Genomic DNA, 23,158 nt, shown 5'->3' on the forward strand with positions numbered 1-23,158 from the left:
TTTTGGGATATAATTATTTTTTACGTTCAAAACGGATTATTTTTGCACCACAACTTTTATAAAACTACACCATGAATATTTTACTATTAGGATCAGGAGGAAGAGAACATGCTTTTGCATGGAAAATGATTCAAAGTCCGCTTTGTGACACCCTTTTTGTAGCACCGGGAAATGCCGGTACTGCTCAAATTGCAAAAAACATAGACATCAGCGCCACTGATTTCGAAGCTATAAAAGCATTGGTTATCAAAGAAAATGTAGAAATGGTTGTTGTAGGGCCGGAAGATCCTTTGGTAAAAGGGATTTATGACTTTTTCCTAAATGATGTGGATTTAAAAAATATTCCGGTAATTGGTCCTTCAAAAATTGGAGCAACATTAGAAGGAAGTAAAGAGTTTGCCAAAGAATTTTTGATGAAACATAGAATTCCAACAGCAGCTTATGATAGTTTTACAGCTGAAACGGTTGAAAAAGGATGTAAATTTCTAGAAACATTACAGCCTCCTTATGTTTTGAAAGCTGATGGTTTAGCAGCTGGAAAAGGAGTTTTGATTATTCAGGATTTAGCGGAAGCGCAGTCAGAATTAAGAAATATGCTGGTTGGCCAAAAATTTGGCGCTGCAAGTGCTAAAGTAGTAATCGAAGAATTTCTTGACGGAATCGAATTAAGCTGTTTTGTTTTGACAGATGGGAAAAGTTATAAAATTCTTCCAACTGCTAAAGATTACAAACGAATTGGCGAAGGAGACACAGGTTTGAATACAGGCGGAATGGGAGCTGTTTCTCCAGTTCCTTATGTGGATGCTGTTTTGATGGAAAAAATTGAAACCCGTATTGTAAAACCAACTATCGAAGGTTTTCAAAAGGATGGAATCGCATACAAAGGTTTCGTATTTATTGGACTTATCAATGTTAATAACGAACCAATTGTCATCGAATATAACGTAAGAATGGGAGATCCGGAAACGGAAGTAGTTGTTCCAAGATTAAAATCGGATTTAGTAGAATTGTTTTTGGCTGTTGCCAATGAAAAACTGGACGAGTTCAATCTTGAAGTGGATGAAAGAAGTGCAACGACTGTTATGATGGTTTCTGGCGGATATCCTGAGGATTTCGAAAAAGGAAAAGTAATTTCAGGTTTAGAATCAGTAACTGATTCTATCGTTTTTCATGCGGGAACCAAATTAGACAATGGAAACGTGGTGACAAATGGCGGAAGGGTAATGGCAATTACTTCTTATGGAGATAATTTTCAGGAAGCCCTGAATAAATCATACCAAAATGTAAATAAACTGCATTTTGAAAAAATGAATTTCAGAAAAGATATAGGTTTCGATTTAATCTAAAATAAAAAACACGAATTGAACAATATTAAAAGTTTAATTCGTGTTTTAATTTTTATTTGGATTGGAGATTATTTTTCGTCACCCAAAAAAGAATGTGCTGTAGTATCTTGATATTCTTCTCCGTTTTCTTTTTGTAATTTCAATTGTTTAATCCAATAAACGATAGCAACTGCACAAATAATCATAAAGATCCAGTTGATAGTATTGGCACCAAACCAAGTTTTAAGTTCTAATGAACGCAAAAAGTCTAAGGGAGCGAATAAAATATTTACGAATAAGTATTGAATTCCTTCAAAAAATGATGTCATAATATATCTCTTTAATTTTTTTATTATTTTTTGTTTTGGAATTTTGAACGTTAAAAAAAAGAATTCATCAGAATCTTTTTTAATCTTGCCTAATTCCTTTTTAAACAAGTATTATATTTACAGTCACAAAAGTATAAAATATCCTTATGATAACAAGTGTTTTTAGAAAATCTACACCATTTAATTTTTCTTTGGTTGTTATTTTAATGCTGGTTTTCTTTTTTCTATATCAAATTCAAGATGTAACTTGGACTAATTCTGTTATTCTTATTCTTCAAAAAACCGGTTTATTTCTGATTTTATTTGCAACCGTTTTTCTTACTAGTTTTATATCCAAAAAGAATGGACTGAGCAGGGACAGTACTTACACGGCTTTTTTCGCTTTTTTATACTTGATTTTTTTTCCAGATTTATTCAGCAATCCCAATTTAATTCTATCCAATTTTTTTGTTCTCTTAGCCATTCGAAGACTTGTTTCTCTGCAGACGCTGAAAGAATCAAAAGAGAAGCTTTTTGATGCTTCATTGTGGATTTTTATTGCAGCTTTATTTCAGTTTTGGAGTATTTTATATATCCTTTTGGTATTTATATCGGTCATATTTCATGTTTCCAGTGATTATAGAAATTGGGTTATTCCATTTATAGCTCTTTTTGCTGTGTCTATTTTATTTGCTGCCTGCTCTTTAATTTTTGATATAAACAGCATTGCATTTTTAAAAGAGAGCAGCCAAATAGATTTTGACATTGATTATTTCACTAATAATTATCAAAACGCCTCTTTTTCTATATACATTACTGTGGCATTGTTTTTTATAATTTCGACTTTTTCCACCTTATCGAGCAGACCTTTGGTGCTGCTTTCATCTTATAAAAAAGTTATTGCATCATTCTTTATCGGAATTTTAGTTTTTGTTCTATCTGCCAATAAAAGCAATGAAACACTGGTTTTTACATTTGCGCCATTGGCGATTCTGTCAACATCTCATATCGAAATATCGCAGCCTAAACTGAAAGAAGAAATTGTGTTATTTGTGCTTTTAGCATGCAGTTTATTTGCATTTTTCTCCCAGTTATAATTTGGTTCCATAAGAGAGATCGCCGGCATCACCCAATCCAGGGACAATATAGCTTTTATCATTAAGTTTTTCATCGAGTGAAGCAATCCAAAGATGGCATACATCTGGTAAATTTTGTTTTAGATAAGCAACGCCTTCAGGAGCGGCAATAATTACAGCAATATGGATTTCTTTGGGAGTGCCCCGTTCGGTTAATTTATTAAAAACGGCAGCAATAGATTGTCCGGTAGCAAGCATAGGGTCTACCAGCAAAATATTTTTTCCGTTAAAATCGGCAACTGCCTGATAATCTAAATGAATTTCAAAAAAATCATCATTATTGGGATGATGTCTGTAGGCCGAAATAAAACCATTTTCTGCATTGTCAAAGTAGTTTAAAAAACCTTGGTGTAAAGCTAATCCAGCCCTCAGGATAGAACATACAACCAGCTGATCAGAAATTTCAGTAGTTTTTTTAATGCCAAGAGGGGTTGTAGTTTCCACATCTTTGTATTGAAAAGACTGACTCATTTCGTAAGCCATAATTTCGCCGATACGCTCTATGTTTCTGCGAAAACGCATACTGTCTTTTTGAATATCAACATTACGGATTTGACTTAAAAAATGATTCAGCACGCTATTTTTCTCCGATAAATAATGAATTTCCATGGAATTGTGATTAGAAATTTAATTTGTGTCGTTTTTTTATACTATCAAAAGTATAAAAAGTATCTTTGTGTTTCTAAAATCATAAAGATATGTTTTCAAAATTAGCTTATTCAGTATTTGAGCAAAGTATAAAAGATTATCATGTATTTGATAATGTTGACCAGCCTATAAACAATCCTTTTCCAAAAGATAAATTCGAACATTTATTGTACCTAAAAAATTGGATTGACACTGTTCAATGGCATTATGAAGATATTATTCGTGATCCGAATATTGATCCAGTTGCTGCTTTGACATTAAAGAGAAAAATTGATGCTTCGAACCAGGAACGTACTGATATGGTAGAATATATCGACAGTTATTTTCTTCAAAAATACAGCCAGATAGTTGTTAAAAATGGTGCAAAAATTAACTCCGAAAGTCCAGCTTGGGCATTTGACCGTTTGTCTATTTTGGCTTTGAAAATTTATCACATGAACGAAGAAGCCACTCGTACCGAAGCTTCACAAGATCACAGAGATAAATGTCAGGCAAAATTGAATATCCTTTTGGAACAAAGATCTGATTTGTCAACGGCAATTGAAGAATTATTGACCGATATCGAAAACGGTGATAAATTCATGAAAGTGTATAAGCAGATGAAAATGTACAATGACGATGATTTGAACCCTGTTTTGTATCAAAATAAGAAGTAATTTTAGATTTAGCATTTGTCTATGATAACAATTGATATATTAAAAAAACTCAAAGAGTCAGAAGACAAAGTTGAATTTAAAAAAGGCGAAAGAGGTAACATATCTTATGATGGTGGGTCTAAACCAAAACCAAGTGATAGACGAAGATGTATTTTAGGATATGTTACCGCTTTGTGTAATGAAGAAGGAGGACTTTTGGTTATCGGAATGAGTGATAATTACCCACATGAAGTCATAGGGACTAATCAAAATTTGAATTCAATAGGAGAATTAGAATCAAATATTTATAGAGATACTGGTATTCGTCCAAAAGTATTTGAGCTATATGAAAATTTAAAGAGGGTATTAGTAATTGAAGTTCCAAGCCGACCTGCAGGTAAAGTTTTTAAATTTGAAGATGTCGCTTTAATGAGAGTTGGGGAGGAATTAAAGCCAATGTCAGATGAAGTTTATTTAAAAATAATTCAGGAACATGAGCCCGATTTTTCTCAACAGTTTTGTGAAGATTTAAATGTTTCTGACTTAGATGAAAAAGCGATTTCAATTCTAAAAGACAAATATTCTTTAAAGCAAAACAATCCGAGCTTTAAAACACTTTCTAATGAACAGCTACTTTCTGATTTAGATTTATCAAAGAATGGAAAACTAACTAATGCCGCACTAGTTCTTCTTGCAAAAAAAGAAGTTCTAAATGAAAAACTTCCTCAAGCTGCAGTTATGTTAGAATACCGTAATTCTGAAAATCAGATTCCTTTTGATAACAGAATTGTTTTTTCAGAACCTTTTTTTATATTAATTGATGAACTTTGGAATACTATTAATTTAAGAAATGGTAGTTTTCCAATTCAAGATGGTGCTTATATTTTTAATATTCCTTTTTTTAACGAGGAAGTTATTAGAGAGTCGATTAATAATGCGATAACACACAGAGATTATAGAAAAACATCTGAAATAGTTGTAAAACAATTTCCTCAAAGATTAGATATAATAAATGCAGGAGGATTTCCAATAGGTGTCAATTTAGAAAATTTATTAAAAACACCAAGTACTCCCAGAAATAGACTTTTAGCAGATGTTTTGCAAAAGACAGGAATTGTAGAGCGTTCTGGACAAGGAGTTGATAAGATATTCTACAATACACTTATAGAAGGAAAAGCAGAACCAGATTATTCAAAATCTGATTGTTTTCAAGTAAATTTAAAATTATCAGCAATAATAGAAGATAGAGCTTTTGCATTATTTATAGTTGCAGTGCAAGAAGAATTACCAGAATCAGAAAAACTATCTGTTTTAGAAGTAATTACTTTAAATATGATTAAGAGAGGAGCAACAAAAAATAATTTAGATGCAGAAATCGTTTCTAAGCTTTTAGATAAAAAGTTTATTGAAAAAAGAGGTAAGACTAATGCTGTTTATTATATACTTTCCAAAGATTACTATGAGTTTACAGATGAAAAAGCAAAATATTATAATCTTCAAGAATTAGATGAAAGTCAGGTTTTAAATACCATTTTGCAGTTTTTATCTAATGAAAGTAAAGCAAAAATGAAAGATTTTGTTGGACTTTTTGAAGATAAATTATCCAGAAAACAAGTGAGATTCAGAGTTGATAAATTTGTTTCGAATAAGATATTAGAGCAACAAGGGGATGGCTCTACTTCAACTTATAAGTTGAGTGACAATTATATCAAGCAAATTGAAGTTATTTCTCAGGCAATAAACATCGGAATGAAAGAAATGGAAAAGAAGCAAAGACAGCAGATTGAAAAGACCAAAGAAAGACCAAAGAAAGACCAATAAATTGTTAAAAACCTCGCTGTTTTGTTAATAATCACATTGTAAACCATTGATTTTAAAGTAATTTTTAAAAATCGAAATGGCCAAAGAATGGCCAAAGAACCGGAACATTTTGCCACTTTCCGCCAATTTTTTAAATTAATACAATTAAAATTATTTATAAATTGTCAAAAAAAATCCAACATATCGCCGTCATGAGACTCTCTGCAATGGGAGATGCTGCGATGACCGTTCCTGTTTTGCGCGCTTTTGCGAATCAGTATCCGGAAATAAAAATCACGGTAATTTCGAGGCCTTTTTTCAAACCTTTTTTTGACGGAATTCCAAATCTTTCTTTTTTTGCTTTTGATGAAAAACAAAGACATAAAGGTTTCTTTGGACTGCTTCGGTTATTTCAGGATTTGAAAAACCTGCAGATTGACGCTTTTGCCGATCTGCATAATGTTTTGCGTTCGAAAGTCGTTCGTACGCTTTTTGCCTTGAGCGGAAAAAAAATCGCTTCAGTTGACAAAGGCAGAGAAGAGAAAAAAGCCCTTACCCGTGCCGAAAACAAAATCTTCAAACCACTCACAACGATGTTTGAAAGACACGCAAAAGTCTTTGACGAACTTGGTTTTCCAGTAGATTTATCAAATCCGGAGTTTCCAAAAAAATCAATTTTAGACCAAGAAGTGATCGGCATAATTGGAGAAAATAACCAAAAACTTATCGGAATTGCTCCTTTTGCACAATACGATTCCAAAGTATATCCTCAAGATTTAATGCAGGAAGTTATCAATCGGATGGCAGAAAATAAGAGTCAAAAAATCCTTCTTTTTGGAGGAGGAAAAAAAGAAATCGAAATTTTAAATCAGCTAAGTTTAGGCAAAGAGAATGTCATCAATATGGCTGGAAAAATTAAGTTTCCTCAGGAATTACAGCTCATCAGTAATTTGGATGTAATGCTTTCTATGGATTCTGGAAATGCTCATATTGCGGCGATGCTGGGTGTAAAGGTGATTACGCTTTGGGGCGCAACTCATCCGTATGCCGGTTTTTTACCTTTTAATCAGCCACTGGAAAATGCTTTGGTTTCGGACAGAAACTTGTATCCAAAATTACCGACATCCGTATACGGAAATAAAATTACTGAAGGTTATGAAGATGCTATGCGGACAATTTCTGCAGACTCTATTATTAAGCAATGTAAAAATATATTGTATTCATAATTTAAAGGCTTGTATTAACCCAATCCTTATTTATTTTTCCGATGGGATAATTATCAAATTATTAACAATTATCCTATCGAATATTAATAAACAAAATACTACTTTAGTTTCAAAAAATATTAGCTTATAAAAATTGTTGTCCAATAGGAATATTAAATAATTTTCCAATCTTTTTCCTTATCTGGAGAAGACTTAGTGAAGAAAATTAATAAATTAATTTTCTATTTTGTTTGGTATACAATTAATTAGTAATAACTCACTTTTTATCTGAAGTTTCTAAAGAATTTTGAAGACTTAATACGAAATATATAAAATTTTTATGCCGAAAATTACACTTACAATTGCATTTTTGTTCTTATTTTCTTTATCTGCGTTTTCTCAAAAAGCAAATCTCTCTGGTGTTTTAACAGAGGATAGCGAAAAAACCCCTGTTTATAATTCAGTTGTAGCTTTATTAACCCCTAAAGATTCTATTCTATATAAATTTACCCGATCGGATAAAGAGGGAAAGTTTAACTTCAAAAATGTAAAGTCAGGAAATTATATCTTGATGACAGCACATAGCTTATATGCCGATTATTTAGATTCCATATCCGTTGTTGAAAAGGACAAAAATATAGGAACGATAGCTTTGATAAGCAAAATGAAACTGCTTCGAGAAGTAATTATAAAAACCGGTTCTATTCGTATTAAAGGTGATACTACAAGTTACAGAGCAAGCGATTTTAAAGTCGATGCCAATGCAAATGTCGAAGAATTACTAAAAAAACTGCCAGGAATTCAGGTTGATAAAAATGGTACTATAAAAGCTATGGGGGAAAAAGTAGAAAAAGTATTGGTAGATGGCGAAGAATTTTTTGGAGATGATCCTGGTATGGCTGTAAAAAATCTGCGTGCAGATGCAGTAAAAGAAGTACAGGTTTTTGATAAAAAAAGCGATCAGGCGGAGTTTACAGGAATTGACGATGGCGAGACAAAAAAAACAATTAATTTAAAATTGAAGGAGGACAAAAAGAAAGGGTATTTTGGTAAAATAGATGCTGCGAACGGACCATTAATAGCAATTGCCCCAAGGTATAATACAAATGTTCTGTTAAGCAGTTTTAAGGGGAAAAGAAAACTATCTGCTTTTTTATTAAATGGCAATACAGGTCAAGATGGCTTGGACTGGCAAGATAGTGAGAAATATGGTACGAGAGATGATAATGTTAATATGAGCATGGATGATGATGGAAATATAAATTATGAATGGACAGGAGGGAATACAGATGATGAACCTTATGTTGATACTCAAAATGGTTTTATCAAAAACACTAATGCAGGATTGCAGTACAGTAACAAGTGGAATGATAAACAAACACTAAATGTTTCTCCAAAATATAACAATCAGATTTATACAAACACTAACAGCAGGAGCACTCAGACGCAAGTAGGTCAATCTCAATTGAATGAGAATACAGCAACAGTAAGTAATGTAAATCGCAGTAATTTTAAGTTAAATGCTGCTTATGATGTAAAATTAGATTCGGTAAATTCGATAAAATTTACTGCGAAAACCAATTTATACAAGACCGATAGTGATGAATTTATAAATGGAACTACCACTGGAGATAATGGATTGTTAAAAAACAAACAGGAAAAAACATTTACTACAGATTCAGACAAGCAGTCTTTTTCGGCAAGCATTTTGTTTAAGCATAAATTTGCTAGAGCCAGACGTACATTCTCTGTAAACAGCAGCTGGAACAGTCTAAATACCAATTCAAATAATTTTTTAAAATCTTCAAACGAAAGTTATGATGGAGGTGTTTTCTCGAGCAGGAATGATATAAATCAAAATAAAACTGGTGAGAAATCAAACCAAAATATTGCTGTCAATATTGCTTATACAGAGCCTGTAGGCAAGAAATTTGCATTGCAGCTTGCCTATCAAATTACGCATAACAGCGGAGATAGTAATTATTTGACTTATAATTATTCAGACGTTACTGGTAATTATGATTCGCTGGATCATTCTTTATCTAACGAGTTCAATCAGAATATAACAACCAATAAGCCAATTATAAAATTGAGTTACAATGCCAAAAAAATAAATTATAGTTTTGGAAGTGGTTTTGGTTTTACTTCATTTGATTTACAGGATCAGACTTTAGATAAAGAGTACAAACGTAATTATACTAATTTTTATCCAGCAGCAAATTTGTCTTATAAATATGCAAGTAACAGTAATTTGCGTTTTAGATATGAAGGAGGAACTAAACAGCCAACATTAGACCAATTACAGCCTTTGAGAAACAATCAGGATTTTTTTAATCAAATTATTGGTAATCCTGATTTAAAGCAGTCTTTTACTAATAGTATAAACATATCGAATAGCAGTTATAGTATCTTGACAGAATCCCAATTCTATCAAAATATATCTTTTAGAACAACAACAAATTTAATTTCCTATAATAAAGATATCGATTCAGAAAGTGCCAAAACAACCACCAAACCCATAAATACAAACGGTAATTTTTCTGCCAATTTATATTTTGGTTATGGATTTAAAGTAAAGAAATTGGATTTACGAATTTATTGCAATCCATCAGTTAGCTACAACAAATCAATAATTAGTATTAATAACGTACTTAATGATTCTAAGACTCTAAATTCTGGATTATCAGTTTATTTAAATAAATTCAAGGAAAAGAGGTATGAGATCAGTTTAAGTAATACTTTTTTGAATAATAGAAACAGTACTTCTTTAAATGACGATATAAAATCATTTAACACTAATAATTTGTCGTTGGATATGGGTATTTATTTTAGAGAAAAATGGAAATTATCCACAGATTATAATTTATACTCTCGTCAAAAAACGGTAGATTTTCAAACTAATCTCAACAATCAATTGTGGAATGCAAGACTTCAGCGGACCTTCAAAAAAGATGAGTTTACGGCCTATATTATGGTACGAGATATTTTGAATCAAAATATTGGAATCAATAGATATGTGTATGAAAATGTAACTGGAGAGGAAAGAAACGACAGGCTTCAAAGATATGCTATGTTAGGTTTTACTTGGAATTTTAAAAACAAATGAGAGTAAAAAAATAAATTAGTATTTCCTTAGTACCAGAATATACATTTTGGCAATGCTATTTCGATATTTTTTAAAGCAGAATCACAAAAAAATAATTATCAAAAGTCAAAATATGAAATCAATATTTTTTTTTATTGCAATACTAATTTCTACAACGAGCTCAAAAGCGCAGCAATTTATAGATAAAGCAGTAGTTGAATATGAAGTAAGCACCAATCTCAAAAAAACGATGAGTAATGATAGCTGGGACGAGAAGATGAAAGAAAACATTTCCGACTTAAAAATATCGTATTACACATACACTTTTGAAAACAATAAAAGCATTTACAAATTTGACAGGTGGAGCCCAAAAACAAGAATACCAAAAAATGAAAAAGATGCAGATGAAGAAAACAGCTGGTATTCTGATTTTACCAGCGGAACAATGAGTATGCAAAAGCAAATAGTTGGAACTAATTTTGTGGTAGTCGACAGTATATTAAATATTGAATGGAAGATTACAAACGAGAATAGAGAAATAGCAGGTTATAATTGTCGAAAAGCGGTGGGCAGAATAATGAATGATGTATATGTATTTGCTTTTTACACAAACGATATAACCATATCTGGAGGTCCGTGTACAGTAAATGGTTTGCCGGGTTTAATATTAGGGCTTTCCATACCAAGATTATACACCTCATTTATTGCAACAAAGGTAGATTTAAAAAGGATCGATAAACCCGAAATAAAACCCATTAGTGCTAAAAAAGTGTATGATTTGGCAGGGCTGAAGTCATTGATAGAAGATAAAACAAAAGATTGGTTTATCTATGGCGATGATAAAGAAGAAAATAAAAGACAAAAAAATATGTTTTTGTGGAATGCTTTTTTATAATTTTCAAAAATTTTAAACCTCATTATTCAAAGCAAAGACTGCAAAAGGATTCATAGCCAAATTCCGTTTTCCCTGCATCTTGTAATCAAAAATCTTTTTAGATTAGAAATAGATTCTTCAAAATCAGGTGGTTCTAACCCGAATCTTAAAAATTCCTGCTGTTGTTTTTCTGTTGCTTCGCATGCTTTTACGATTTCTTTTAGCATATCGAGCATAATGAGCTGCTTGTTTCCGTTTTGATCAAATTTCAAATCAGCCAGTTCGTCCTGTAATTTTTCGCAATAGCCTAAAAGATGCTCTACTTCATTTTCTTCAAGAAGATGAGGCTTGTTTTTGAATAATTCTCTCGGGTTTTTCATATAAAAAATGCGATTAGTATTCGAAAATAAGACTGAACCAGACCATGTAAAATTCTGATTGCTATTAGATTCTAAAATAAGCTATCTAAAATTTATTTCTAAACATCATCATAATCTACTTTTATCGTAGCTGTAGTCGGATGTGCCTGACAAGTCAGGATTAAACCTTCGGCAATTTCTTTTTCAGTAAGAATTGAGTTTTTCTTCATTTCGGCTGCGCCTTCTGTTACTCGGGCGAGACAGCTGCTGCAGATACCGCCTTGGCAGGAATAAGGAGCGTCTATTCCCTGTTTTAAGGCAGCATCAAGAATGCTCTGTTTTTGAGACATTTCAAAACTTGTTTCTTCATCATCAACCAAAACTGTAATTTTAGAATGACCGCTCAAGGATTGACTGATAGTCTGTTCTTTAGAAGAAGAAGTGAAAAGCTCGAATTTTATAGCCGATTCTTTTACGTTTTTTTCTTTTAGAACATTAGAAACGGTATTGATCATTTCTTCGGGACCGCACAAATAAAATTTGTCAAATTCCATTGTAGCATGCTTTGTATTCAATGTATAATTTACAGCTGCTTTGTCAATTCGTCCAAACAATGCATTTTCGGCATTAACTCTGCTGTACACATAATCTACAAACAGACGGCCAACATACTGCAGCTGTAAATCGTGCAGTTCCTGATGAAAAATAGTTTCTTCAGGAGATTTGTTTCCGTATACTAGTGTGAAGGAACTTTTCGGCTCACTTTTCAAAACAGATTTTATGATGGATAAAATTGGAGTAATTCCGCTTCCTGCTGCAAAAGCGATATAGCTTTTTTGGCGGTCATTTTCAGGTTCAAAAATAAATTTCCCTTCTGGTTTTCCTACCTCTAGGATATCACCAGCCTTTAATTTTGTATTTGCAAATTGTGAAAAAAGACCGTCTTTTACTGCTTTTACTGCAATTCTCAATTCACCGCTTCCAGGTGCTGAACAGATGGAGTATGCTCGGCGGATTTCGGTATTGTCTAATGTCAAACGTAAATTTATGTATTGGCCGGCAATGAAATCATAATTGGATTTTAATTCTTCGGGTACATTAAAAAGTATCGAAACGGCATCTTTGGTTTCGCGTTTTACTTCTTTTACAATTAATTTTAGAAAATTTGGCATGAGATTGTTTTTTTGCAAAGATAGTAAACGACAACGTTTTCTAAAAGTGAAATTTTTATGCATAATTTATTTATGTATAAGTTTCTTATGTATATTTGTGTTACAAAATAGAATCCGAAATGAAAAACTCACAATTATATAAGGGCAGTCTGAACACCATAATTATGAAACTGCTCGAAGAAAACGGTAAGATGTACGGTTATGAAATTACCCAAAAAGTAAAAGCAATTACACAAGGCGAACTCAATATTACCGAAGGGGCTTTGTATCCGGCTTTGCATAAACTGGAGTCGGAAGGACTGCTGGATGTTGAAATTGAAAAGGTGGACAATAGATTGCGTAAATATTACAAACTCACAGAATCAGGGGAGAAAGAAACGGTAAACAGGCTATCGGAACTCGAAGATTTTATTAGAAATATGCAGAGTTTAGTGAATCCAAAACTTGAATTCTAATTTTTATGAAAAGGGGATTAACAGCCGAGCAAATAGAATATATTTCAAATTACATTCAGTCTTTTGGCATAAAATGGTATGAACTTCAAGTGGAATTAACGGATCACTTTATTTCTATCATGGAAGAAATTTGGCAGGAAGACGAAGAACTTACTTTTCATCAGGTAAAATACAAAGCGGAACAGCGTTTTGACAGAAATTATTTTGAGGTTTTACAAGAAGAACGGTCATCTGTTTTAAGGAGAAAATATAAAAAGCAGCAATGGCAGATGGTTGCCGAATATTTAAAATTTCCTAAAATCATGATGAGTTTTTTGTTAGCTGTTTTGATGTATCGAATATCATTTTATTTAGAGGATATTTCATTATATATCAAAATTTTATATGGGACTTTGCTTGGAGCTTCTGCAATTTTATTGTTTAAATGGTATCTCTCTCGAAAAATAAAAGGTCAACTATTTTTATCGGTTGAAATGACTATAGTGATGAATAACAGTTCTATAATTATTACTTATTTCGCTATGATGCTTGCCAACAATTTTAAAGAAGCGCTGCAGGAAAATCATTTGTATCTGTTTCCTTTTTGTTTTTTATGGGTAGTAGGAGTATTGCTTATAATTACTGGTAAACATTTAACAGATAAAGTTGTTTCGGTAACTAAAAAACAATATCAACTTATATAATTTAAGTTATGAAATTATCAGCCCAACAAATCGAACAGTTATATGCTTTCACCCGCCGGCATTATGTAGAATGGTATGATTTGCAATCGGAATTAGTGGATCATCTGGCAAATGCCATAGAACAGGAATGGGAACAAAATCCGAATCGGAGTTTTGAAGAAATCCTGAACAAGGAGTTCCAGAAATTTGGTGTTTTTGGTTTTATGGATGTGGTAGAGGAAAGACAAAAATTTTTGAACAAGAAATACAGCCGGCTTATTTGGAGTTATTACAGGGAATTTTTTGGCTTACCCAAAGTTATACTGACGTTGACATTGTTTTTTGCTGTTCATACCATAAATCAGCTGATTGTTAACCCAGATTTTTTTCCAACAATTGTATTTTCTTTTTCATTGATTGGTTTAATTTATACTTTAAAAAGGCGAAATGATTTTAAAAGGAAAGCAAAGATGACAGGGTTAAAATGGTTTTTTGAAGATATTATGCTCAACAGAGACAGCATTTTACTTTTTTTACTACCCTCAGCGATTTTTAATTTTTTTAATTTTTTTCAAAATAATTTGGAATCTTCTCAATGGACTTTAATAGTTAGTGAAATTGCTATTGTTTTAGTCGTACTGCTTGTGTTTATTCAGCTGATGGTTGTTCCTAAAAGAGTTGCTAAAGATTTGTCAAAATTATATCCTGAATATTGTTGAAAAAAAGCGTAACATTTTCCTACTCTAAAAGACTCATTTATAAAACCAAAATAAAAAACCATGTTTGCAAAATTTATTTATCTTGAATGGAAATCTTTTACGAGATCAGCTTCTTTCGCTTCAAGTCTGGTCTTGAAAATATTGATGGGATTTCTGGTTCTTTATTTTACTGTTCTTTTCTTAGCAATGGGTGTTGGAGCATTTTATATTCTAAAGAAAATGCAGCTGGATCCGTTGGTTACAGTAAACAAGTTCTTAATTTATTACTTTGTAATGGATTTGATTGTACGCCTTTTGCTTCAGGCAATTCCAGTGATGAACATTAGGCCTTTATTAACGCTGCCTTTTAAGAGACCAACAATTGTTCATTTTTCTTTAGGAAAAACAGCTTTATCTTTTTTTAATGTAACGCATGCATTTTTCTTTGTTCCTTTTTGCGCTGTTTTGCTATATGAAGGCTATGATCCAATAAGCGTTATTCTTTGGGGAACAGCTCTTTTTTCATTAGTTTACTGCAATAATTTTTTGAATATTTTATTGAATAACAAAGATAATTTACTGGGTGTTTTTATTGCGGTAACAGTAATTTTGGCTGGATGCCAATATTATAAAATCTTTGATGTTACAGCTTATGTTTATCCGTTTTTTGAAGCGTTATTTCATACCAAATGGGCTTTTATAATTCCAGTGCTGGTCTTGTCCGGTCTCTATTATTGGACATATAATTATCTAAAAGGCGATTTGTATCTGGATGCGGGATTATCTGTCAAAAATGATATTGCCAAAACAGAAAACCTGACTTGGTTAAATCAATTTGGGACTTTAGGAACATTTTTGAAAAACGACATTAAATTAATCAAAAGAAATAAACGCTCAAAAACGACAGTTGGAGTCAGTATGATGTTTTTATTTTATGGATTAATATTTTTTAACAATCCTACCCAGCCAGCAGTGATGCACATTTTTGCAGGAATATTTGTCTCGGGCGGATTTTTATTCACTTTTGGACAGTTTGTTCCAAGTTGGGACAGTTCCTATTATCAATTGATGATGACGCAGAATATTCCGTATCGCGGTTATTTGAGTTCCAAATGGTGGCTTGTAGTTATTGCAACAGTTATTTCTACAATTTTAGCATCGTTCTATTTGTATTTTGGCTGGCAGGTATATCTTACCATAGTTGCTGGAGCGATTTATAATATAGGTGTTAATTCACATCTTGTATTATTAGGAGGGGCTTTTACAAAAACACCAATCGATTTATCAATGTCAAAAGGGGCTTTTGGTGATAAAAAATCATTTAATGTAAATACAATGCTGCTTACATTGCCAAAATTACTCTTACCGGTATTTTTATATTGGCTGGGTTCCTATTTAATGAATCCAAAACTGGGACTTGCTTTTGTAGCTTTGGCCGGGGTATTAGGGTTTATGTGTAGAAATGTAGTTTTTTTAATGATAGAAAAAATTTATAAAAAAGAGAAATATAAAACTATCGAAGCCTACAAACAAAAGGCTTAAAATCTATTCTTTTAATCAAATAAACGGTTAAACAATTTAACAGTTAAACTTATAAAAAATGATACAAGTAAATAATCTTTCCAAAAAATACAGCGAGACAACCGTTTTAAATATAGAATCATTAGAAATTCCAAAAGGACAGAGTTTTGGATTAGTGGGCAATAATGGAGCAGGAAAAACTACTTTTTTCAGTTTATTACTGGATTTAATTCACCCTACAACAGGAAGTATTTTAAATCATGAAATTCAGGTAAATAAGAGCGAAGACTGGAAACCTTTCACTGCTTCTTTTTTAGACGAGAGTTTTTTGATAGGATATTTAACTCCCGAAGAATATTTTTATTTCATTGGAGATTTAAGAGGTCAAAACAAAGCTGATGTTGATGCACTGTTGGCGCAGCATGAAGAGTTTTTCAATGGTGAAATTCTTAAAAATAAAAAATACTTAAGAGATTTGTCAAAAGGAAATCAAAAGAAAGTTGGGATCATTGCAACTTTGATTGGTAATCCAGAAGTCATTATCCTAGACGAGCCTTTTGCTAACCTGGATCCAACAACAGTAATCAGACTCAAAAAAATAATTAAAGAACTGGCAGATAATCCAAACGTAACAATATTGGTTTCCAGCCATGATCTGCAGCACACAGTTGAAGTTTGCGATAGAATTGTAGCTCTTAATAAAGGAGAATTGGTAAAAGATATTCAGACTTCAAAAGAAACGCTGCAGGAATTGGAATTGTTTTTTGCGGTTTAAATTTATATATTACAAAAAGAAACGTATTTTTACAAGTCATTATACTAAAATACTTTTTAGAAAGTTTAATGATTTAAACGTTTTCCCTTGAACAGCAATACGTCAAAATACATTTTAGCCATAATCTTTATATCTTTCCTGGTAGCCTGTTCTACCAAGAAGGATACTTTTTTGGCTAGAAATTCTCATGCTTTGAGTACAAAACTCAATATATTGTACAATGGACAAATTGCTTTAGACAAAGGCATCAAAGGAATAAATGACAATACTGCCGAAAATTTCTGGAAACGGCTGCCAGTCGAAAAAATGCAGATTACAGATGATGTGCCAGTGGATGGAAAATCTAAAAATACCGATTTTGAATTAGCTGAGGCCAAAGCAACCAAAGCCATTCAGAAGCACTCTATGAATATTGGCGGGCATGAAAAAAACTATCAGATAGACGAGGCTTATTTATTGCTGGGAAAATCGAGATATTACGATCAAAGATTTATTCCTGCGCTAGACGCATTCAATTACATTCTTTATAAATATCCCAACAGCAGTAATATTTACGATGCAAAGATTTGGCGCGAAAAAACAAATGTCCGTTTAGGAAATGAAGCGGTGGCTATAAAAAATATTTCAAAACTCATTAAAGACAATGAGTATATGAAAAAAGATATTAAAAAACAGAAGCTAAATAAGCAGGAATTCGCGAATGCGAACGCAATCCTGGCCAGTGCTTTTTTAAATTTAGAAGAAAAAGACAGTGCTGTAGCAAAGTTAAAATTAGCTAATCAATTCACCAGAATTCATGAGGAGAGAGAGCGTTATTCTTTTTTGCTAGGCCAGCTGTATGAAGAATCGGGGCAAAAAGACAGTGCTATTTATTTCTATCAGACGGTTATCGACATGAATAGAAAAGCCGAAAGAAAATTTGTTATCCAGGCCTACGCAAAAAAAGCGCAATTGTCAGATTACAAGGATGAGGACTACGACCTGTTTGTCAAAAAATCTAAAAAGATTATGGAAGACAGAGAAAACAGACCCTATCTGGATGTGATTTATCATAGTATCGGAATCTTTTATGATCATCATAATGAAAAAGAAAAAGCTTTAGATTTTTACAATGCTTCTTTAGAAAAAAAATCTTCTGACTCCTATTTGAATGCTTCCAATTATAGAAACATTGGAAATTTGTATTTCAAGCATACTGAATATCTCAGTGCGGCCAAAAGCTATGATAAATGTTTGGGACTATTGGATCCTAAAACCAGAGAGTTTCTTCAGATTTCAAAAATCAGAAAAAATTTAGATCAGGCTATTGTTAATGAGACAATCGCTAAAAGAAATGACAGCATTATTTATGTATATAATTTAAAAGAGCCTGAGCAGATTGTCTACTACGAGAATTATATTCAAAAATTAAAAAGCAGTGATGAGCTTAAAAAACTGTTAGAGGAGAAACAGAAAAAAATAGAAAATAACATTTTGTTAAATGGAAATCAAAATAATCCAGATCCAGCAATTCCTAATCCAAATGGAGAATCTATAAGTTTACCGGCTAATATTCCTGATACGCCTTCATCTCCAATTGCTAATACCTTTTATTTTTATAATCCGAATACGGTGGCGTATGGAAAATTAGAATTTAAGAGAATCTGGGGAAATAGGATTCAAAACAGTTATTGGAGATTTTCATCGGGAGCAAACCCAGGAGCAGCTTCTGGAGCAAACGCAGCAGGAGAAATCACTGCTGCACCATCAGATGATAAACTAGCCGCTCCAATGGCTGTGAATGAGAAATATACCACTGATTATTATCTGAAGCAATTGCCAAAATCACAAAAAGAGATTGATAGTATAAGCAAAGAAAGAAATGCAGTTTATTATGAATTAGGAGTTATTTATAAAGAAAAGTTCAAAGAATACGATTTGGCTTCCAATAGATTAGAACAATTATTATTGTACCAGCCTGAAGAAAAACTAATTATTCCCACTAAATACAATTTATATAAAATCTACGAAATTACTAATGCTGCTAAAGCAGAAGGCATTAAAAAGGAGTTAGTAAGCCAATACCCTAATTCGAGATATGCACAGATTATTACAAATTTAAATACGGCTCAAGGAGCAGGCATAGGTACTCCGGAAGGGGAATATGATAATTTATACCGACAGTTTAAGCAGGAATCTTTTGCATTAGTTTTGAGTCAGGTCGATGGTTTAATCAGCAATTTTGCAGGTGAAGCTATTGTACCAAAATTTGAACTGCTGAAAGCAAATACTATAGGAAAGTTATATGGATTGGCAGCTTATAAAAAAGCAATACAATATGTTGCTGATAATTATTCAAACAGTGAAGAAGGAAAAGATGCTGAAGAAATTCTCAAAACCCAGATTCCGCTTTTGGAACAAATGAAATTTAGTACCACGGATAACAATAACTGGAAAGTTGTTTTTAAAATAGATAAAAATGACACTAAACTTGAAACAATAATTGAAAGCAGGATAGCTTTGTTTTTTGCCAATGAAAATGTAGAAAGGCTAAAATATACCTGTGATTCCTATTCTGAAAAGGAAAGTTTTGTTTCAATAACCGGTATACATTCGCAATCGTATGCACAATTCGTTGCTGCTCTTTTTGCTGAGAATGAACAATATAAAATCAGCCAGCCAGGAATTATTATTTCTGGTGAAAATTATAAAATAGTTCAAATCAAGAAAAATTTTGAAGAATATCTTTCATTAAAAAAACTGTAATTATGTTTGATAAAAAGCCCAAATCCTACACAGACCTTTTAGGAAAGACAAATAGAATAGTCGAAGGGACTACTATACACGGAGATATTATTTCGCCAGCCGATTTTAGATTGGACGGGGAGCTGATAGGAAACTTTACATCTAATGGTAAATTAGTAATTGGACCTTCGGGCAGTATCAAAGGAGATATTATTTGTAATACAGTAGACATAGAAGGAAAATTTGAAGGCAAAATAAAGGTAGAAGGCCTTTTGAATATAAAAGAATCAGCCAATATTATTGGTGAGGTCGAAATTGGCAAACTGGCGGTAGAACCTGGTGCCTTCTTTAATGCTACCTGTGTCATGTTCACTAAAACAGAAGCCGCACCAAATGCTAACGAATAACGATCCCAAAAAAAACAACTACAATAAATGGCTGGCCTTGATTAATATTCCCATCCAAATGGGAGTTATTATCTTTTTGTTTTCTTATTTAGGAAATTGGCTGGATGAGAATCATCCAAGTACCAAAGTATATTATGTAAAAATAATGGTAATGGCCGGTGTTTTCTTGGCACTGTATAATGTAATCCGCCAAGTAAACGAAATAAACAAAAAACAATAATAGTAAAGTGTAATGAGTTTAAAAAAAATGTATTCTTTTTTTGTTTTAATAGGTGCCGCATTCCTATTATATGTAATTCATAAAATGGTTTTCTATGTTTTAAACATTAAAGAAGCGTCTTTTCATTATTCACTGGAAACACTTTATTTCTTTTTCCTGACTTTGTCGGCAGTTATTTTCAAGGTTTTATTAACAGTCAAAGAAAAAAGTTTTGACAACGTAGGAATGTCGTTTCTTTTGGTGACCAGTGTTAAGATGGTTTTTTGTTACTTGATTTTAAGGCCATTATTACAGACTCCAAAGTTAGATAATCCTGTGGAACGAATAAATTTCTTTATCCTGTTTATTGTCTTTTTAACAATTGAGACACTTTTTACGATACGCTTAGTAAACGAAAAGCAATAATCAATATCGCTGTGAATCAAATTCTCAAAAAAATACGTTTATAATCCTTTTGAGTATTAATAAAAAATGTACCTTTGCACCAAATTTTAGAATCGTTAAAAAATAAGATATTTAAGAGATATGGTGATTTCCAACAAAGCACTTAGATTTATTATAGCGACTTTCGTTATATGTCTTCCTTTTATTAGTTTTGCAAACCCTGAAACTGCTACTACAAATGCTCAAAATGTAGAATCTCACGAAGGTTCAAAATCAGGTCATGAAGCTCACGGTGAACCTACAGATGTGAAATCTAAAGTTAAGGCATTTATAAAACACCACGTTTTAGATTCTCATGAATTTTCTTTTTTTCAAGATGATGAAACAGGAGAACATTATGGATTTCCATTACCAATTATTATTTGGGACGGTGGACTTCAAGTTTTTTCTTCTTCAAAATTTGAGCACGGTGAAGCTGTTGCCGAATCAAACGGAAACTACTACAAATTAAATCACCATGACGGAAAAATTTACAAAACAGATGCTGCTGGTACTATAACCGAAGATGAAGCAACAGGTTTTCCAGTAAATGAGCGTCCTTTGGATTTGTCAATTACAAAATCAGTTTTGTCTATAATAATAGCAGCTATTTTAATGTTCTTCATTTTTTCAGGTTTAGCAAAATCTTATGCTAAAAATAATGGAATCGCTTCTGGAGCAGCTCGTATCTTTGAGCCACTTGTAATATACGTACGTGACGAAATTGCAATCCCTAACATTGGCGAGAAACATTATAAAAGATATATGAGTTATTTACTGACTATCTTTTTCTTTGTGCTGTTCCTAAATATTTTTGGTTTGATGCCTTTTGGTATTAACGTTACAGGAAATCTTACTATTACTTTTTCATTAGCTATCCTTACTTTTTTAATAACAAACTTTACTGCCAATAAAAACTATTGGGGGCACATTTTCTGGATGCCAGGTGTACCAAAAGTTATGCGTATTGTTTTGGCTCCTATTGAATTATTAGGAGTTTTCATTAAGCCATTCTCATTGATGATTCGTTTGTATGCAAACATTTTTGCAGGACACATTGTATTGATGAGTATTATCGGTTTGATGTTTATTTTCAAGAGCTGGCTAGGAAGCAGTTTGTCATTTGGATTGTCATTTGCACTTTCTATCCTTGAAATATTAGTAGCATTTTTACAAGCGTATATTTTCACGATGTTATCTGCTTTGTACTTTGGTGCAGCAGTAGAAGAGCATCATCATGAGGAAGCTCATCATTAATATTTAGATTTCGGATATTAGATTTCAGATTTTCATAATCTAAAATTTAAGTTCAAAAATCTAAACTCAAAAAAGCATGTTTAATTTTTAATTATATATATTATGGAAATTCCACAAATCGTAGGAGCAGGATTGATCGTTATCGGAGCAGGATTAGGTATTGGTAGAATCGGTGGTTCAGCAATGGACGCTATCGCTCGTCAGCCAGAAGCTTCAGGTAAAATCCAAACTGCAATGCTTATTGCAGCTGCACTTATTGAAGGTATTGGTTTTGCTGCGTTATTCGCATCTTAATTAAAACTAAAAAAACAATAGTTACAACGGTTGGTTGTAACTATTGTTTTAATTATTGAAAATTATATAAACAGATTAAATTTTATTTTTAAAATACAACTTACAATTTATAAAACATGGAAAAGTTAATAAATCAGTTTGAGTTAGGTTTGTTCTTCTGGCAAATATTAATATTTGTTGGATTAATTCTTTTATTGAAAAAATTTGCTTGGAAACCAATTCTTGATGCTGTAAATGATAGAGAAGAAGGAATTAAAAATGCTTTGCTTTCTGCTGAAAATGCTAAAAAAGAAATGCAAAATTTGCAAGCTGATAACCAGCGTATTTTACAGGAAGCTAGATTAGAGCGTGACAACATGCTTAAAGAAGCTCGTGAAATGAAAGACAAAATGGTTGACGATGCCAAAAATGAAGCTCAGGCTCAAGGTCAAAAAATGATTGACCAAGCGAAAGCTGCAATCGAAAGCGAAAAAAATGCAGCTATGGCTGAATTGAAATTGCAAGTTTCAACTTTGTCACTTAGTATTGCTGAAAAATTATTGAAAGAGGAATTGTCTAACAAAGAAGCTCAGACTAAATTGGTTGAGAAATTGTTAGGGGACGTTAAATTGAACTAATCATGGCAAGTACTAGAGCAGCAATTCGTTATGCGACCGCAATTTTAGATTTATCCAATTCGAAAGGGGTATCTGAAGCTGTGAATAATGACATGAAATCTATTGCTTCAACGATTAAGGGAAATGAGGAATTGAATACTTTTATTCAAAACCCAACCATTAAAGTAGAAGTGAAAGAGAAAGCACTTTTAGAAGTTTTTGCTACTGTTGACAATGTAACCAAAGGTTTGATTCATTTGTTATTTGAAAACAAAAGATTTGAAATCCTTGATGTTATTGCGGCAGAATACAGCAAATTGTTTGATATCAAGAATAATGTTGAAGTTGCCAAAGTAACAACTGCTGTTGCTATGGACGCTGCACTTGAAGCTAAAGTTTTGGCTAAAATTGCAACACTTTCTGATAAAAAAATCACGATAGTAAATACTGTAGATCCTTCTATCATCGGAGGATTTATATTAAGAATAGGCGATCAGCAGTATAATGCTTCAGTTGCCAGCAGATTACAAATATTAAAGAGAGAGTTAAGTAATTAGTTTTATTACACATAAGTGTCTA

General features: G+C 32.3%; 24 protein-coding genes. 20 read left to right on the forward strand and 4 right to left on the reverse strand.

The features are described from left to right. Nucleotides 1-71 precede the first annotated feature (71 nt). Nucleotides 72-1,346 carry a phosphoribosylamine--glycine ligase gene (purD, locus tag IRZ80_RS15585; protein ID WP_194642505.1) on the forward strand — a complete coding sequence of 425 codons (1,275 nt, stop codon included), beginning with the start codon at nt 72-74 and terminating at the stop codon, nt 1,344-1,346. A 68-nt stretch (nt 1,347-1,414) separates the two neighbouring features. Here the strand turns inward: purD and IRZ80_RS15590 are convergent, their stop codons facing one another. Beyond that, nucleotides 1,415-1,654, reverse strand: coding sequence for a DUF6341 family protein (locus tag IRZ80_RS15590; protein ID WP_194642506.1), 240 nt, complete (start codon nt 1,652-1,654; stop codon nt 1,415-1,417). A gap of 146 nt (nt 1,655-1,800) precedes the next feature. Between IRZ80_RS15590 and IRZ80_RS15595 the strand changes: the two genes are divergently transcribed. Continuing rightward, nucleotides 1,801-2,730: a DUF6427 family protein gene (locus tag IRZ80_RS15595; RefSeq protein ID WP_194642507.1), complete on the forward strand. Its 930-nt coding sequence runs from the start codon at nt 1,801-1,803 to the stop codon at nt 2,728-2,730. Here IRZ80_RS15595 and upp read toward each other — a convergent pair. Then, entirely contained in the window at nt 2,725-3,378 is a 654-nt protein-coding gene (gene upp / locus IRZ80_RS15600) for a uracil phosphoribosyltransferase (protein WP_194642508.1), read from the reverse strand. The two genes, IRZ80_RS15595 and upp, sit on opposite strands and share 6 nt — an antisense overlap. An 89-nt stretch (nt 3,379-3,467) precedes the next feature. Between upp and IRZ80_RS15605 the strand changes: the two genes are divergently transcribed. The 5 genes from IRZ80_RS15605 (at nt 3,468) to IRZ80_RS15625 (ending at nt 11,037) form a co-directional block, all read left to right on the forward strand. Beyond that, nucleotides 3,468-4,073 (forward strand): DUF4254 domain-containing protein, encoded by a 606-nt coding sequence (locus IRZ80_RS15605; protein WP_194642509.1) that lies wholly within the window; start codon nt 3,468-3,470, stop codon nt 4,071-4,073. A gap of 21 nt (nt 4,074-4,094) precedes the next feature. Beyond that, a complete protein-coding gene (locus IRZ80_RS15610; protein WP_228520923.1) occupies nt 4,095-5,873 on the forward strand; it encodes an ATP-binding protein in 1,779 nt (592 codons plus the stop codon). A gap of 191 nt (nt 5,874-6,064) precedes the next feature. Next, on the forward strand, nt 6,065-7,078 hold the full coding sequence (locus IRZ80_RS15615) for a glycosyltransferase family 9 protein (protein WP_194642511.1): 1,014 nt from the start codon (nt 6,065-6,067) through the stop codon (nt 7,076-7,078). Nucleotides 7,079-7,397: 319 nt separating this feature from the next. Further along, nucleotides 7,398-10,163: an outer membrane beta-barrel protein gene (locus IRZ80_RS15620; RefSeq protein ID WP_194642512.1), complete on the forward strand. Its 2,766-nt coding sequence runs from the start codon at nt 7,398-7,400 to the stop codon at nt 10,161-10,163. A 112-nt stretch (nt 10,164-10,275) separates the two neighbouring features. Continuing rightward, on the forward strand, nt 10,276-11,037 hold the full coding sequence (locus IRZ80_RS15625; protein WP_194642513.1) for a GLPGLI family protein: 762 nt from the start codon (nt 10,276-10,278) through the stop codon (nt 11,035-11,037). A 50-nt stretch (nt 11,038-11,087) separates the two neighbouring features. Here the strand turns inward: IRZ80_RS15625 and IRZ80_RS15630 are convergent, their stop codons facing one another. Then, nucleotides 11,088-11,396, reverse strand: a complete 309-nt coding sequence (locus IRZ80_RS15630; RefSeq protein ID WP_194642514.1) for a hypothetical protein — start codon at nt 11,394-11,396, stop codon at nt 11,088-11,090. A 98-nt stretch (nt 11,397-11,494) separates the two neighbouring features. Continuing rightward, a complete protein-coding gene (locus tag IRZ80_RS15635) occupies nt 11,495-12,547 on the reverse strand; it encodes a ferredoxin--NADP reductase (protein WP_194642515.1) in 1,053 nt (350 codons plus the stop codon). 119 nt (nt 12,548-12,666) lie between these two features. Here IRZ80_RS15635 and IRZ80_RS15640 point away from each other — a divergent pair, with 119 nt between their 5' ends. The 13 genes from IRZ80_RS15640 (at nt 12,667) to atpH (ending at nt 23,136) form a co-directional block, all read left to right on the forward strand. Beyond that, nucleotides 12,667-13,002 carry a PadR family transcriptional regulator gene (locus tag IRZ80_RS15640; protein WP_194642516.1) on the forward strand — a complete coding sequence of 112 codons (336 nt, stop codon included), beginning with the start codon at nt 12,667-12,669 and terminating at the stop codon, nt 13,000-13,002. A 5-nt stretch (nt 13,003-13,007) separates the two neighbouring features. Next, nucleotides 13,008-13,685 (forward strand): hypothetical protein, encoded by a 678-nt coding sequence (locus IRZ80_RS15645; protein ID WP_194642517.1) that lies wholly within the window; start codon nt 13,008-13,010, stop codon nt 13,683-13,685. Nucleotides 13,686-13,693: 8 nt separating this feature from the next. Further along, nucleotides 13,694-14,383 carry a hypothetical protein gene (locus IRZ80_RS15650; RefSeq protein ID WP_194642518.1) on the forward strand — a complete coding sequence of 230 codons (690 nt, stop codon included), beginning with the start codon at nt 13,694-13,696 and terminating at the stop codon, nt 14,381-14,383. Between the two features lie 60 nt (nt 14,384-14,443). After that, complete coding sequence (locus tag IRZ80_RS15655; protein WP_194642519.1) at nt 14,444-15,904, forward strand: DUF5687 family protein; 1,461 nt, start codon at nt 14,444-14,446, stop codon at nt 15,902-15,904. Nucleotides 15,905-15,962: 58 nt separating this feature from the next. Next, complete coding sequence (locus IRZ80_RS15660; protein WP_194642520.1) at nt 15,963-16,658, forward strand: ABC transporter ATP-binding protein; 696 nt, start codon at nt 15,963-15,965, stop codon at nt 16,656-16,658. An 87-nt stretch (nt 16,659-16,745) separates the two neighbouring features. Then, entirely contained in the window at nt 16,746-19,403 is a 2,658-nt protein-coding gene (locus IRZ80_RS15665) for a tetratricopeptide repeat protein (RefSeq protein ID WP_194642521.1), read from the forward strand. 2 nt (nt 19,404-19,405) lie between these two features. Further along, entirely contained in the window at nt 19,406-19,789 is a 384-nt protein-coding gene (locus IRZ80_RS15670) for a polymer-forming cytoskeletal protein (RefSeq protein WP_194642522.1), read from the forward strand. Next, nucleotides 19,776-20,009 (forward strand): AtpZ/AtpI family protein, encoded by a 234-nt coding sequence (locus tag IRZ80_RS15675; RefSeq protein ID WP_194642523.1) that lies wholly within the window; start codon nt 19,776-19,778, stop codon nt 20,007-20,009. The genes IRZ80_RS15670 and IRZ80_RS15675 overlap by 14 nt, the downstream gene beginning before the upstream one ends. Before the next feature lie 12 nt (nt 20,010-20,021). Continuing rightward, nucleotides 20,022-20,414, forward strand: coding sequence for a DUF6168 family protein (locus IRZ80_RS15680; RefSeq protein WP_194642524.1), 393 nt, complete (start codon nt 20,022-20,024; stop codon nt 20,412-20,414). A gap of 120 nt (nt 20,415-20,534) precedes the next feature. Continuing rightward, nucleotides 20,535-21,689: a F0F1 ATP synthase subunit A gene (atpB, locus tag IRZ80_RS15685; protein ID WP_194642525.1), complete on the forward strand. Its 1,155-nt coding sequence runs from the start codon at nt 20,535-20,537 to the stop codon at nt 21,687-21,689. A gap of 102 nt (nt 21,690-21,791) precedes the next feature. Continuing rightward, nucleotides 21,792-21,983, forward strand: a complete 192-nt coding sequence (gene atpE, locus IRZ80_RS15690) for an ATP synthase F0 subunit C (RefSeq protein WP_185965906.1) — start codon at nt 21,792-21,794, stop codon at nt 21,981-21,983. 116 nt (nt 21,984-22,099) lie between these two features. Next, on the forward strand, nt 22,100-22,600 hold the full coding sequence (locus IRZ80_RS15695) for a F0F1 ATP synthase subunit B (RefSeq protein WP_194642526.1): 501 nt from the start codon (nt 22,100-22,102) through the stop codon (nt 22,598-22,600). Between the two features lie 2 nt (nt 22,601-22,602). Then, complete coding sequence (gene atpH, locus IRZ80_RS15700; protein WP_194642527.1) at nt 22,603-23,136, forward strand: ATP synthase F1 subunit delta; 534 nt, start codon at nt 22,603-22,605, stop codon at nt 23,134-23,136. The last annotated feature ends 22 nt before the right edge of the window (nt 23,137-23,158 follow it).

It is taken from the genome of Flavobacterium sp. HJJ, assembly GCF_015351475.1.
Taxonomy (GTDB): domain Bacteria; phylum Bacteroidota; class Bacteroidia; order Flavobacteriales; family Flavobacteriaceae; genus Flavobacterium; species Flavobacterium marginilacus.